Source organism: Actinophytocola algeriensis (assembly GCF_014203735.1).
In the GTDB taxonomy this organism is placed as follows: Bacteria; Actinomycetota; Actinomycetes; order Mycobacteriales; family Pseudonocardiaceae; genus Actinophytocola; species Actinophytocola algeriensis.
This window is the reverse complement of record NZ_JACHJQ010000010.1, coordinates 29,456-42,184: the sequence shown is the minus strand read 5'-3', so window position 1 is coordinate 42,184 and position 12,729 is coordinate 29,456. Positions and strand designations below refer to the sequence as shown.

Here is a 12,729-nt window from a genome sequence, read left to right as displayed (position 1 = left end):
TGAACAGCTGCGGAGGACCGGCATGCCGCGGTTGTGGCCGTTACCGGGACAGTTTTCTGTCTGCGTGGCTGGACCTGCTTTGGCGATTTCGGTGGCACCGGGCGGCCGGGTCGTCGGCACGGTGGTGCTTGGCAAGGTTGTCGAGATGTCTCTGTATCCGTGCGGTGCCGGGTTCGCGCCGCTGTTCTCGGTACAGTGCCAGCGCCTCCAGCCACGCGGTACGCGCCTGTTCGTGGTGGCAGAGGGCGGCGAGGGCGCGACCGAGCCGGTCGAGGGTGTGGGCGACTTGATAGGTGTTGCCGAGCGCGCGGTGCAGGGCGAGGGCGTGCCGGTAGTGGTCGAGCGCTTGATCGTGGTGGCCGTTGTGGTGGTCGATGTAACCGAGGCTGTCCAAGGTGTTCGCCTCGCCGTTGAGGTTGCGATGATGCCGGTGCAGGACCAGAGCGGCCTGGCAGTGGTCGCGAGCGGTGTCATGCTGACCCAGGCGGGCGGCGTACCAGCCCATCGCGTTGAGCGCTTCGGCTTCCGGTACCGGCTGGTCGAGATCGCGGTAGAGGTTCAGCGCACGGCGGGCGTGGTCAAAGGCCTGTCGGTTGTCCCTCTGGCGCCCCCAGACCCACCCCAGCGCGTGGTGGATGTGGGCTTCCTGAATGCGGTCGCGGTGGTATTCGGCGAGGGCGAGGGCCTGATGCATATGGTCTATGGCGTTCTCGTGGCGGCCGAGCTCGGCGTGGGCGTAGCCGAGGTTCCGGTGAGCGCGGGTGACGGTGGCGGGGTCGGGCAGCTGGGCGAGGGCGTCAGCGGCGGCCTGCCACACGGTGATCGCGTCGTGGATGTGGCCCCGCCTGCCCAGGTAGGTGTGCAGACTCCAGGCCAGATTTCCGACGGCGGAATGCCAGTGGTGTATGACGGCGGTGTGCTGGGCGGCGATCAGGTTGACCCGTTCGGTGTCGAACCAAGCCAGTGCCCTCGTCGCATCGGCTGGCGGGGGTAGGCGAACAACGGGAACCGGCGAGTCGAGCCGGTGGGGAGCACGGTGCGGCGCCAGGAGCTGCTCGCCGGTGTGAGCGGTGTGGGTGTAGAAGTCGAGCACCCGCCGCAGAGCTCCTTTTCCCACCTCGTCGTCCAGGTCGAGGGTCATGGCGTAAGCACGGACCAGGTCGTGCATCCGCCAGCGGCCGACTCCGTGGCCGCGGAGCAGGGATGCCTCTTCCAGAGCGCGCAGGATCCGTGTGGTCGATGTCTGGGAGGTGCCGAGGAGGTTGGCGGCGGCGGCCGCTCCGATGTCGGGGCCGGGAGCGATGCTCAGGAGGGCGAACGCGTCGCGCTGCTGAGCGGTGAGCGTGCGCAATGACCAGGACAGGACGGTCGGCAGGCTGGCTGAGGGGTCCTCGCTGTCGAGCAGGTCGATGCGGGTGGCCTCGTCGCGTAGTTCACCGGCCAGCGCGGTCAGCGAGAGGTGGGGCCGGGTGTGGGCTTGGGTGGTCACGATGGTCAGCGCCAGCGGGATCCCGCCGCACCAGGCGATCAGGTGGTCGACCGCGGTCTGTTCGGCGTCGACGCGGGCGGTTCCGAGTCGATCCGCGAGCAGGGCGCGGGCCTCGGTGTCGTCGAGCACGTCCAGCGGCAGGTGGTGGGCGGCTTGGCGAGTGATCAAGCCCGGTAGCCGGTTGCGGCTGGTGACGACCACGGCGCACTGACCAGTACCGGGTAGAAGCGGGACCACCTGGTCGGTGCCGACGGCGTTGTCCAGCACCAGCAGCATCCGTCTGCCCGCGACGAGAGTGCGGAACAGGGCTGAGCGGGCATGCGGGTCGACGGGGACGCGGGCGTCCTCGACGCCGAGAGCGTCGAGGAACCCGCGCACTGCCTCCTCCGCGGGCATCGGCTCCCCGGCGCTGGTGAAGCCGCGTAGGTCGACGAACAGGTGTCCGTCGGGGAAGCGGCCCGCGTGCCGATGAGCCCACTGCAGCGCCAAGCTTGTCTTGCCCACTCCGCCTGTGCCGGCGATGGCGGCGACGGCAACCGTGCCGGTGCCTTCCAGCAGGGAGTCGAGACGTCGCAGTTCGTCACGGCGACCGACGAACGACGAGGGCGCCGCGGGCAGCTGGCGAGGTACCACCGGTTCGGACGCCGGGGTCTTGTGTGTCGCGCTCGCGGGCGCGGCGATGAGGTGCGGGTCGGCGGCGAGGATCTGCTGGTACAGCTCCTGCAGGGCGGCACCGGGGTCTGCGCCCAACTCCTCGACCAGGCGTAAGCGGACCCGTTGGTAGTGCTCCAAGGCGTCGCCGGTGCGCCCTGCCCGGTGCAGAGCCAACAGGTACTGGCATGCGACCCGCTCGTCCAGGGGGTTCCGCGTGGCCCGCGCGGACAGCTCGGCCACCACCTCCCCACCATCTCCGGCGCGCAACCGGGCGTCGACCAGATCGTGCTCGGCTGCCCGCCGCTCCTGCCCCAACCGGTCACGCTCGGTCCGCACCCACTCTCCCGCCACACCGGTCAGCGCCTCGCCTCGCCACAACGCCAGGGCGTCGGTCAACGACCGCGACGCCGCCGCGTCATCACGGCGGGCGCGGGCACACAGTTCGCGGAACCGGTGCAGATCGACCACCGCCTCGGTCGCGTCGACCACCAGGACGTAACCGCCGGATCGGCGCACGATCGCCACTCCGCCCACGCCCGCCAGCGCCCGCCGCAGCCGGGAAACGTAGCTGTGGAGCGTCGCACGGGCCCGCGGTGCCGTCTCTGTCCCCCAGACCCGCTCGACCAACCGCTCCACGGACATCGTCTGCCCGGCGTCGACCGCCAGCGCCGCCAGAACACACCGCTGTCTTGGCGCGCCCAGGTCCACCGGCTTTCCGTCGACCTCCGCATCCACTTCCCCCAGCAGACGGAGCATCGCCCCCACAACGACCACCCCCAGGTGTTCCTCCCCTGACCCAGGTATAGCAGCTCGAGCAGGGCGCATGCAGAAACTCTGCAAGCGGTTCACACGATCGGCCCCGCATCATGGCCCCACAATGATCCGAACAACGAGGTGACTGTGTATGAAGAAAGTCCTCCGGCTCCTTCCCGTCATCCTTTCGGCGGTGTTCCTGATCGGAGTTCACCAAGTTCCCGCATCGGCGGTCGAGACAGTTCGAACCGGGCACTCCGCGGCAGTTCAGACTCCCTGCCACGCCTGTAACGGATACAGGTATCAGCCGGCCGGATCGAAGGCGATTTATGTGGTGATCGACGGTTTGCGGCACCATGTCCCCAGCCCCGACGTCTACTTCAGGCTGTGGGCTGGTTATGGCGGACTTCGGGTCGGCGGTACCAACATCCCCGTAGGAGAACCGTTGGTCGAGAACGCATACCTCGCCCAGGAATACGATACGTACAGAACATACCTGGTCGGCCGCACCAAGCGGTGGATCCCGAACCCGACCGTGTTCAACCAGTACGCGTTCGACTGGGCCAAGGTTCAACCCAGGCACTGGTATGACCTTCCCGAAGTGGGACACAATCTCCCTGGGCGGTGATCTGATCGCCCTCTCGCCGGGTGGTCACCGCGGCAGCGATGACCACCCGGCGAGAAAGGTGAAGACGAGCTGGACGCGCCGGTCGGAGTCGAAATGCACAGGACATCTCGAGGCGGTTCGGTCGCCGTGACGGTATGTACGACGACGAGCACGGTACGGGTGGCGCCGGCATGGGTGCCTGTGGTGTCGTCCACGTTCCGATGAGGTCGGCGGTCCGGTCGGGCGCCGGGTCACCCGCGACGATGATCCTGTGCACAACCGCTGGCATGTCGCCAAGGATTCGGAGTTTACTGGTACGCCATTGTTCCGGAGAACGCCCTGACCGAGTTGCGGCGGGTGACCGAGCGCGCAGGCGCCGAGCTGGAGGTGTACCGGACGGGGAGATCGTCGAGCGGCAGGTCACCACTTCGGTGGGAATGCGTACGGTTCCACGCTGCGGTGGTGTGCGCGATTCGCGAGCGAGTCTTCTGCCATGAGTCGATTGTGCTGGATTGGCGATTGGTCGCGCGAAGGTGAGGACATCTACCCGCCGCTGAGGACTACGACCATCACCCCTGGATCGACGCCGGGGAACCACGGCGCCGCCGACCGGGCACTGCGGCCGATGATCTCGCGGAGGTCGTCGCCGTCCACACCGTCCGGGAGCAGACAGTGACGGCACGTGCTCGTCCCACTCCAGCAAATCCAACCGGACGGCCACCGGCTCTCCTGGCGGAGTCGCCGGAGTAGGGGCTCAGAGGCCGGCGACGTCGATGCCGGCCCGCCGACGTCGCTGTACTTCCTCTGATCCGGTCAAGGCAAGTGCCCACCGTGCGGGGCGTGAGCCGCACTGGAACCACAGCGTGAGGACCTCTTGTTCCCGGTCGGACAGGTGCGGCTGCGTTGGCTGCCGGTTCGCGGCCATGGCACCGGCCAGCCCGGCGGTGGTCGTTGATCTTGTGGATAGATGATCCTGGTGTGGGTCGTGCTGGGTGTTGTCGATCGTCGGGTGACCGGGTTGGTGGCCGAGGTCGGGCCGGTGTGGCAGGCGCAGCAGGACGCTCGCCGGGCCGGACGGCGGCGGCGACGTGCTGTGGGGGCGGGCGCGAGTACAAGCTGGTGTTCGTCAACCGAGGTGGCCACGTTGGTGCATCTGCGGCACGGCGCGACACATGAGGTGCTGGCGGCGTGGTTTCGCTGGTCAACGAGGTTCCGCAGTTGTACGTATTTGCGGAACTTGTCGAAGGTCGTCTTCAGCTCAAGCGCCACGACATCGGCATGGTCGAGGATTGTCAGAAACGAAACTACTGGGGCAAGGGGTGCACGCATGGACAGTACGGGACCGAGGTACGCCGACTGCCCGACGGTCGAGGTGGAGGTGATCGTCGACGCGGCCACACCGGTGGTGTGGCCGCTGATCGCGGACATCGAGCTGCCCGCGCGGTTCAGCTCGGAGTTCCGAGGCGCCGCGTGGCTCGACGGCGTGACCGGCCCGTCCCTGGGGGCACGGTTTCTCGGCACGAACGTCAATTCCGTCGCGGGCTCGTGGCAGACCGTCTGCACAGTCGTGGACTACGTGCCGGAGCGCCGGTTCGGCTACGTGGTCAACGCCGTCGACCGGATCGACCTGGAAAGGCCGGCGGCGGCCTGGCGGTACGAACTGGAGCCGGTGCTCGGGGAACGGGCCAGGCTGCGGTACCTGGCCCGGGTCGGTCCGGGACCGTCGCTGTTGACCCGCGTGATCGCTGCCGACCCGGCCGGGGAACGCCACATCGTCGCCGACAGGCTGGCGAACCTGCGCCGGAACATGCTCGCGACCGTGCACGGTGTCAAGGACATCGCCGAGCACTGAGCCGAACGCCGGACCGGCAGAACGACACCGGCAACGACGACGGCCACGGCCGCTGCGTAGAACCACCGGTTCACCAGCATTCACGTGGCGCGCCGGTCGTTGGTGACAGCATCTGCAGTGCGAGTAGCCCCGACCGTCAGCACCAGCACGACGATCGTTCCGACAACCGTGGCCATGGTGACGTCCGCAGCTTCCTACCAGTTGGCCGTCCAGCAAGCCGTGCCGCACGGTCGCAGCGGGTCTCCCAGGCCTCATCGGCTCGGCAGGGTGTTCCGCAGCGGAACCGGCTACCTGGTGATCGGCTATGTTCGACGGCAGGAGGAGCGGAGGGTGAGGGGGAGACGCAGTGGGGTGTCGGGACTGCCGGACATGCACCATGTCGAAGGTCTTCAGGGGTCTACGCGGCCTGTTGCTGGTCTGGTGGGTGTGGCTTCCCAAGCTGTTCATGCGCAACTGCCCGCAGTGCGGTCACACTCTACGTCGCCATCGCTACCGCGAGGATGGGTCGTTCCGGGACTGACCAACCGACCTGCCCCGCGATAGGCGAGTGCCGGATGGTGCCGATGTCGGTGAACGGCAAGCCGGGCTTCGGCGTCTACCGCAGGTGCCGATGGGGTGTACCGGGGGATACTCCATCGACGTCCTCACCGTCACGAAGTCGGGGTTCGAGCGCATCGACGTCCTCGAGGACCGCAGCCTGTTCAGCGCCCTCGGCCTGCCGCTGGTGCTCGAGCCGGATCTCGCGTGACCGGCATCCCCTCGTCCAGGGGCCACCGTTCGTGGCGCCTGGCTTCGGCGAGCTGTGCGGTGACCTCCCCTGACAGCGCCTCGGCGCCGGTGGTTGACCTTATGTGATGACGTGTGAGAGCACCTGACGTTGCTTTCTCGTGACCGATCCCATCTCGGACCCACATCAGCAGGCCGGAGACGTCTTCCCCTGTGAGACATCACCTGTGGATGTGCGACAGGATGACCGAGGAGGGGAACCACATGAACACCCGGACAACTGCGATCCTCAGCACCGGCCTCATGACGGCCGCCGCGCTCGCGTTGGTCTCAGTACCGGCCGCGTCCGCCACCCCGGCCGGGGACGTCACCACCCACGCCGACCTCGACGGCGACGGCACCGACGAACTGGTGACCGTGCGCGCCGCCGGGACCGACGCCCAGAAGCTCCTGGTGGAGGTGGCCGGTGAGGAACTGCGGGCCGAGGTGCCTGCCGACGCGGAGGGCATCGTCCGCCCGCCGCGGATCGTGGACCTGAACAACGACGGCCGGGAGGAACTGGCCGTGCGGGAGAGGTTCAGCTCGGACACCCACGTGTTCGGAGTCTGGGAATACGCCGACGGCAGGCTGCGCTCGCTCAGCACCCCGAACGGCCACCAGTTCCGGCTCTACGACGGTGCCGACGACACGAGTACGTACGGCTACGGATGTGTCGAGGAGGACGACGTGCGCAGCGTCGTTGTCATGAACGCGTCGGAGGACGACGCCGGGACCTGGTCTGGCTCGCAGGTCTACTACTCCGTGGCCGACGGCGTGGTGACGCCCACCGGTGGTGACATCACGTTCACGGCGCTCCCGTTCGTCGGCCCGGCACTGCACCCGGACCGCGACACCTGCGCCGCCTGACCACCGATGTCGGAGGCGCGCGACCACACGGATTCCGCTGGACACCTACGGCCAGTCCAAGACCGCCAACGTGCTCTTCGCCGTCGAAGCGACGCGCCGCTGGGCTCGTGACGGCATCACGGCGAACGCGCTGATGCCCGGCGCGATCTACACGAACCTGCAGCGCCACACCAGCGGCCGCGGCAGCGGCAAGGTTCCGCCCGAGCTGATCAGGACCCCGGAACACCGCTCGACGTGGCCGCCCGTCAGCCGGAGGGGACACCGATCAGCTCGCGGGTTCACCTGACGGGGCGGCCAGTGTCGTGCCCAGTCGGACCGGGGTGCCGAAGTTCGGTGTCCCGTCGGCGTTCCAGGTGAACTTCTGCGCCCGCGTCGAGCGGTTCATGTCGCAGCCGCCGGAGGCGGAGTCGTTGGCGTGGTAGACGATCCAGTCCTCGGTGCCGTCCGGCGACTTGAAGAACCCGTTGTGGCCGGGCGCGAAGACGCTGTTGGCATCGTTGCGCTGGAAGACCGGGTTCGGCGACTTGGTCCAGTGCGACCGGTTGAGCGGGTCGGAGCCGGTCAGTGTCAGCAGGCCCAGCTTGTAGTCCGGACCCCAGCAGGCGCTCGCGGAGTACACGAGCATCACCCTGCCGTTGCGGTACAACGGCTCGGCGCCCTCGTTGACCGGGTGGGTCTGCCGTTCCCAGGCCAGCGTCGGCTGTGAGATGGTCCGCCGTGCCCCGCTGAGCGTGTACGGGTTCGACATCGGGGTGATGGTCAGGCTCTGCGTCCCGTCCGACGCGCTGCCCAGCAGGTAGAGCTTCCCGTTGTGCTGGAGGATGCTGGGATCCAGCTCCCAGGTGTTGCCCAGGTCGGCCTTGAACGTGTACGGGCCCATCGGGTCGGTGCCTGAGCTCTCCAGCACGTGCAGGCGCTGGGTGGGGTTGAAGTCGGGCACGTTCTGCCCGGCGACGTAGTACAGGTACCAGCGGCCGTTGAGCAGGTGGAACTCCGGGGCCCACATGTTGCAGCAGCCGTTGGGACGCCCGGACAGGTTGAACACCACCTGGTCGGCCGCGGAGGACAACCCTGCCAAAGTGCGAGACCGGCGCATGGTGATCGTGGAATTCCACGTCGTCGTCGCCAGGTAGTAGTACCCGTTGTGGTATTGCATCCACGGATCCGGGCCGTTGCGCTTGATCGGGTTGCTGAACTGGCTCGGCGCACTCGCGCCGACCTTGACCAGCTGCCACTGCTGGTTCGCGCCGTCGAGGTCGGCCCACTGCACCACCCGGGCGCCGTCGGCGGTCGACCACTCCCACACGTCGGCGGCCTTGTTGCTCGCCCGGTTGACCAGCCGCACGTAGCCGCCCGCCGAGTCGAGGAGGCGGAACTGCTGGCTCGCGCGGTCGGCGTCGGTGTTCTGGACGAGGTCGGCGGCGTCGGCGGTGGAGGTGAACTCCAGGACCTTGCCGCTGTGCCGGGATTTCAGGCGGTAGTAGCCACCGCCGGAGTCCACGAACTGCCACTGCTGCCACGCCCCGTCGTTGCGGGTGTACTGCACGATCGGCGCGCCGTCGTTCGTGGCCAGGTTGTGCAGGTCCAGAGCCTTGCCGCTGTTGCGGTTGACCAGGACGTAGGAAGCGGCGGGGTCCACCACCGCCGCGGAAGCCGCCGGCGCCAGCGCGGACGTCACCCCAGCCACGAGGGAGACGGTCGCGAGAGCGGTCAGCACGCCACGCCTGCGACGACGGAAGAACTGGGATGTGCGCATCACGGTTGTCCTCCTGGTGGTGCGGGATGTGGTCAGTGCAGGTACGGCCAGCCCGCCGAGTCCATCGCGAGGAGGTTGATGCCGAGCAGTGACGCGTTGTTGTCCGCGTAGTAGTGGTAGACCAGCACGTCGCTGTCGTTGTCGGCCAGGACGTCCTGGTGACCGGGACCGTGCACGCTGCCCTGTCCCGCGAGGATCTCCGTGCCGCCGCCCGCGGTCATTTGCCTGCCGTTGCGGTCGACGTAGGGCCCGGTGACGCTGGTGGAGCGGCCGACCATGACGCGGTAGGTGCTCTGCGCGCCCTGGCAGCACCGGTCGAAGGAGACGTACAGGTAGTAGTAGGCGCCGCGCTTGACGATGTTCGGGGCCTCGATGGCGCCGCCGCCCCGGCCGGCGATGGACAGCAGCGTGCCGTCGGCGCGCTTGCCGGTGGCGGGGTTGAGGGAGATCATCTTGATGCCGGACCAGAAGGAGCCGAAACTCAGCCACCAGCGGCCCTGGTCGTCCACCACGAGGTCGGGGTCGATGGCGTTGAAGTTGTCCTGCGTGCGCGACTCCACGACCAGGCCCTGGTTGGTCCAGGTGCCGGAGTTGCCGCTTGGGCTGGTGGCCAGGAAGATCGCCGACCGGTTCGACCCGAACGTCGATGCCGAGTAGTACAGGTGGTACTGGCCGTTGTGGTAGGAGATGTCCGGGGCCCACAGGTTCCGGCTGCCGCCGGTGTAGGTGGTCGTCCACGGCGCGCCGCCGGGGAAGACCGCGCCCGCCTCGCGGAAGGCGACGCGGTCACTCGAGGTCTTCAGGGTGATGTTGTTGCCGGTGTGCGCGATGAGGTAGCTGCCGTCGGGACGTTTGACGGCGCTCGGGTCGTGGACGCCGATGGCGCCTGTCACCCGGCCTGGGGCGGGGTACGCGGTGGCGGGCGCCGCGGTCGCGACCACGGCCACCGCCACGGTCAACAGGGTCAACAAGCTTCTGGTGAATCCAGCCATGGGGTCCTCAATTTCCTCGACGGTGAGGGAGAGGTGCGGGACAGGACAGCGGACAACGCACGACACGCGCCGGGACGCGTGGCGACGACTGCCGCAACGAACGAACGACGATCATCAATGCGCCCGGTCACGTCTGTGCGCGCTCTTCGAACGATAACGCCCGTATCCGGCTGGCTCAAGGCTCTACTGTTATCGCTAACAGGCTTTGGACATTGTCCACATCCTCATCGTCACGCTAGTTTATGGGGACTAGCAGGCAAAATGCGTGCTGCCGGCAAAAGGTGGAACGATATACAATGTACGAAGATGTTATCGCTCACATAACACTCGGGACGTGAGGTGAGCAGTCGATCCTGATGGGACCCGACGTCGCGGTGATGGATCCGTCGCTTGCCCGCCGCCGCCTGGTCGGGACGGCGGCAAGCCCGGTGACATCGGTTACGACTGGTACTCGATGTACGCCCTGAGCGGCAGCGGCACGAACCTCAACCTGACCGTGCACCGGATCGCCTAGTTACCTCGTGGCCTGGATGCGGGTCTGGTAGGTGGTGTAGCTCGGGTACCGGCCCGCCATCCACAGCACGCCGAGCGGGTCCCGGGAACTCAAGCCGTAGGGGATGAACGGGCGCACCTGTGTGTCGACCGAGTTGGTGGTGATGGCCTCCGCGCTCCAACTCGCGCCACCGTTCGCCGTTGTCCACCGCTCGATCTCGTTGACGCTGCCGATCTGCCGCGACAGGACGACCACCGACGGGTTCGTGTGGTCGAGAGCGATGCCCCCGGAGTAGTTGGGTTCCCCGGGAAGTTCCGCGATCGAGTCACCCGCGGGCGTCAGCTCGCTCGTCTGCCAGGCGCTGCCGGTCCACCGGCTGTAGTGGTAGCGGTGGTCGGTGTCGGTCGGGAACCTGGCGAAGGTGATGACCGGTCGCCCGCTGCTGTCGAGGGCGATGTCGTGTACCCATGCCTTGCCGGTGCCCGTGTTGCCGTTGTAGATCCGGTGGCCTGCGCGGGGGTAACGGCCGTGGTGACCGGGCCGATCCGCGTGCCGTCCGACCGGTAGAGAGATCCGGCCCGGTAGTACATGTGGTAGATGCTCGTCTGGACGTTGCGTGGGTGGCCGTCGGTGAACGCGAAGTGGATGGTGTCGACGTCGTTGGACGCCACCTTCAGGTACGGCCGCTGCCCGGGAACGGTGACGAGCGTGCGCGCGGTCGTCCAGACGTCGCTGCCGTTGGTGGTCGACCAGCTGGGATTGAAGTTGCCGCCGCGCCAGAACAGGTACAGCCGGTTCTGCTCCGAGGAAAGCTCTACCGGGTTCGAGTAGGTGTAGCCGCTGTTGCCCGGGGTGTTGGTGGGCAACGACTTGACCGACTCCCATCCCGCGCTGATGTCCTCGACCGCCACCGACCTGCGGTAGTACATCGTCGGTCCTAGATGGCCGGACCAGAACACCACCACGCGTCCGTCGTGCCGGATGAGGATCGACGGGTTGTTGTGGTCGTCGACCTGGAAGCGGGTCATCAGGGTCGAGGTGACCGTCTGGCCCGTGTCGTGGTCGTACTGGGTGACACGAATATCCCCGACCGAGGTGATGTAGCCGACGAACGTACGACGGTGGAGTCCACGGTTGTGCACGGCACGCGGGTCGCCGAACCAGCACCAGGCACCGCTTGGCGCCAGGGTGAACGACGGTGGGACCGCGAGCGATGTTCCGGTCACAGACTCGGCCACGGCCTGATCGGCGGTCCTTGTTGATCCAAAGTAGACAGTCCCGGCCATCGAGGCGAGTCCGCCGAGTACGGCGCGGCGGGACGGGAGACGCGATTGTGAGTCCATGTTTCTGCCCTTCGTCTCGTCATTGAGCGGGCGGTCACCGTGGCGGCGTCACGGTGTGCTGGGCATGCGCCTGGTTCATCATGGCGGTGGCGCCGTGCTCGACCGGTGGACGAGGGTTGTCGGCAGCTTGACCGAGACGACGTGGCGTTCGCCCGACTCGATCTCCGCGAGGAGGGCGTCCACGGCGCGGCGTCCGACCTCCGCGAACGACTGGCGGACCGTGGTCAGTGGTGGCCAGAAGTGCGCTGCTTCAGCCATGTCGTCGAATCCCACGACGCTGACTTCGGCGGGAACGAGCCGGGCGAGTTCGTGCAGCGCGCGCAGCAGGCCGAGTGCCATCTGGTCGTTGGCCGCGAAGACGGCCGTCACGGCGGCATCGGCGCACAGCTTCATGCCTTGGACGTAGCCGGACTCGGCCGACCAGTCGCCGACGACGACCGGCGGCGCCTGCCTGTCGTGCCGGCGCAACGTCGCCCGCCAGGACTGCTCGCGCCGTTCGGCCGCGTAGGAATGAGGTGGCCCGGACAGGTGCCACACCGTGCGGTGCCCCAGCTCGAGCAGGTGCGTCGTTGCCAGTTCCGCGCCCTGCGCCTGGTCGGTGTCCACCATCGGGTAACCGGAGCGGGGGTTGGAGATGACGACCACGGGCAGGCCGTCGGGCACCTCGACCTCGCTCTGGTCGAGCTCGTGCTCCTCGATCAGGATCACGACGCCGTCGACCGCCTGCTCGTCGAGCCTGCTGAACGCCCCCATGACCTCGCCCGGCGTCGGGCGGGTCACCGGCATCAGCGTGATCGAGTAGCCCTTCGCCACCGCGGCCGACGTGATGGCGTCGAGCGTGCGGCTGTTGCCGAAGGTCGACACCACGCCCATGATCACGCCGATGCTGCGGAACTGTCCGTACCGCAGCGCACGGGCCGCGCTGTTCGGCCGGTAGCCGACGGTACGCATCGCGTCCAGCACCCGCTGACGTGTCGCCTGATCGACGTTCAGCCGACCGTTGACCACCCGGGACACCGTCTGGCCGGACACGCCGGCTTCGCGTGCCACGTCTGCCATCGACGGACCCCGCTGCCGGACGGCCGATGGCCGTGCGTCCTGCTCCATCGGTACCCCTCGACCTGGACATGTTGACGTCAACACGGTACCTTCCGGCGA

Annotated in this window: 11 protein-coding genes; 5 read left to right on the top strand and 6 right to left on the bottom strand. The window is 67.8% G+C overall.

Translation table 11 applies throughout. The annotated features are described in order from the left end of the window. Nucleotides 1-40: 40 nt before the first annotated feature. Nucleotides 41-2,899, bottom strand: a complete 2,859-nt coding sequence (locus tag FHR82_RS38285) for an AfsR/SARP family transcriptional regulator (RefSeq protein WP_184815546.1) — start codon at nucleotides 2,897-2,899, stop codon at nucleotides 41-43. 148 nt (nucleotides 2,900-3,047) lie between these two features. Here FHR82_RS38285 and FHR82_RS38280 point away from each other — a divergent pair, with 148 nt between their 5' ends. From FHR82_RS38280 to FHR82_RS48145, 5 genes are all read left to right on the top strand, one after another. Continuing rightward, on the top strand, nucleotides 3,048-3,524 hold the full coding sequence (locus FHR82_RS38280) for a hypothetical protein (RefSeq protein WP_184815545.1): 477 nt from the start codon (nucleotides 3,048-3,050) through the stop codon (nucleotides 3,522-3,524). Between the two features lie 1,306 nt (nucleotides 3,525-4,830). Beyond that, nucleotides 4,831-5,355 carry an SRPBCC family protein gene (locus FHR82_RS38275; protein WP_184815544.1) on the top strand — a complete coding sequence of 175 codons (525 nt, stop codon included), beginning with the start codon at nucleotides 4,831-4,833 and terminating at the stop codon, nucleotides 5,353-5,355. A 610-nt stretch (nucleotides 5,356-5,965) separates the two neighbouring features. Continuing rightward, nucleotides 5,966-6,103 carry a hypothetical protein gene (locus tag FHR82_RS38270; RefSeq protein ID WP_184815543.1) on the top strand — a complete coding sequence of 46 codons (138 nt, stop codon included), beginning with the start codon at nucleotides 5,966-5,968 and terminating at the stop codon, nucleotides 6,101-6,103. A 242-nt stretch (nucleotides 6,104-6,345) separates the two neighbouring features. Further along, nucleotides 6,346-6,987, top strand: a complete 642-nt coding sequence (locus tag FHR82_RS38265) for a hypothetical protein (RefSeq protein WP_184815542.1) — start codon at nucleotides 6,346-6,348, stop codon at nucleotides 6,985-6,987. Between the two features lie 70 nt (nucleotides 6,988-7,057). Continuing rightward, a complete protein-coding gene (locus FHR82_RS48145) occupies nucleotides 7,058-7,273 on the top strand; it encodes a hypothetical protein (protein WP_376706475.1) in 216 nt (71 codons plus the stop codon). Here the strand turns inward: FHR82_RS48145 and FHR82_RS38255 are convergent. From FHR82_RS38255 to FHR82_RS38235, 5 genes are all read right to left on the bottom strand, one after another. Next, complete coding sequence (locus FHR82_RS38255; protein ID WP_184815743.1) at nucleotides 7,253-8,743, bottom strand: family 43 glycosylhydrolase; 1,491 nt, start codon at nucleotides 8,741-8,743, stop codon at nucleotides 7,253-7,255. The genes FHR82_RS48145 and FHR82_RS38255 overlap by 21 nt on opposite strands. Before the next feature lie 32 nt (nucleotides 8,744-8,775). After that, nucleotides 8,776-9,735 (bottom strand): arabinan endo-1,5-alpha-L-arabinosidase, encoded by a 960-nt coding sequence (locus FHR82_RS38250; protein WP_184815541.1) that lies wholly within the window; start codon nucleotides 9,733-9,735, stop codon nucleotides 8,776-8,778. Nucleotides 9,736-10,249: 514 nt separating this feature from the next. Then, nucleotides 10,250-10,483 carry a hypothetical protein gene (locus tag FHR82_RS38245; RefSeq protein WP_184815540.1) on the bottom strand — a complete coding sequence of 78 codons (234 nt, stop codon included), beginning with the start codon at nucleotides 10,481-10,483 and terminating at the stop codon, nucleotides 10,250-10,252. 83 nt (nucleotides 10,484-10,566) lie between these two features. Continuing rightward, entirely contained in the window at nucleotides 10,567-11,514 is a 948-nt protein-coding gene (locus FHR82_RS38240) for a BNR-4 repeat-containing protein (protein ID WP_184815539.1), read from the bottom strand. Between the two features lie 135 nt (nucleotides 11,515-11,649). Continuing rightward, nucleotides 11,650-12,630: a LacI family DNA-binding transcriptional regulator gene (locus FHR82_RS38235; protein ID WP_184815538.1), complete on the bottom strand. Its 981-nt coding sequence runs from the start codon at nucleotides 12,628-12,630 to the stop codon at nucleotides 11,650-11,652. Nucleotides 12,631-12,729 lie beyond the last annotated feature (99 nt).

What these genes read in the sequence shown, in the direction of transcription:
- FHR82_RS38255 (WP_184815743.1), bottom strand. Translation starts at nt 8,743, where the DNA reads ATGCGCACATCCCAGTTCTTCCGTCGTCGCAGGCGTGGCGTGCTGACC.
- FHR82_RS38240 (WP_184815539.1), bottom strand. Translation starts at nt 11,514, where the DNA reads ATGGCCGGGACTGTCTACTTTGGATCAACAAGGACCGCCGATCAGGCC.
- FHR82_RS38280 (WP_184815545.1), top strand. Translation starts at nt 3,048, where the DNA reads ATGAAGAAAGTCCTCCGGCTCCTTCCCGTCATCCTTTCGGCGGTGTTC.
- FHR82_RS38265 (WP_184815542.1), top strand. Translation starts at nt 6,346, where the DNA reads ATGAACACCCGGACAACTGCGATCCTCAGCACCGGCCTCATGACGGCC.
- FHR82_RS38275 (WP_184815544.1), top strand. Translation starts at nt 4,831, where the DNA reads ATGGACAGTACGGGACCGAGGTACGCCGACTGCCCGACGGTCGAGGTG.
- FHR82_RS38235 (WP_184815538.1), bottom strand. Translation starts at nt 12,630, where the DNA reads ATGGCAGACGTGGCACGCGAAGCCGGCGTGTCCGGCCAGACGGTGTCC.
- FHR82_RS38285 (WP_184815546.1), bottom strand. Translation starts at nt 2,899, where the DNA reads ATGCTCCGTCTGCTGGGGGAAGTGGATGCGGAGGTCGACGGAAAGCCG.
- FHR82_RS38250 (WP_184815541.1), bottom strand. Translation starts at nt 9,735, where the DNA reads ATGGCTGGATTCACCAGAAGCTTGTTGACCCTGTTGACCGTGGCGGTG.
- FHR82_RS38270 (WP_184815543.1), top strand. Translation starts at nt 5,966, where the DNA reads ATGGGGTGTACCGGGGGATACTCCATCGACGTCCTCACCGTCACGAAG.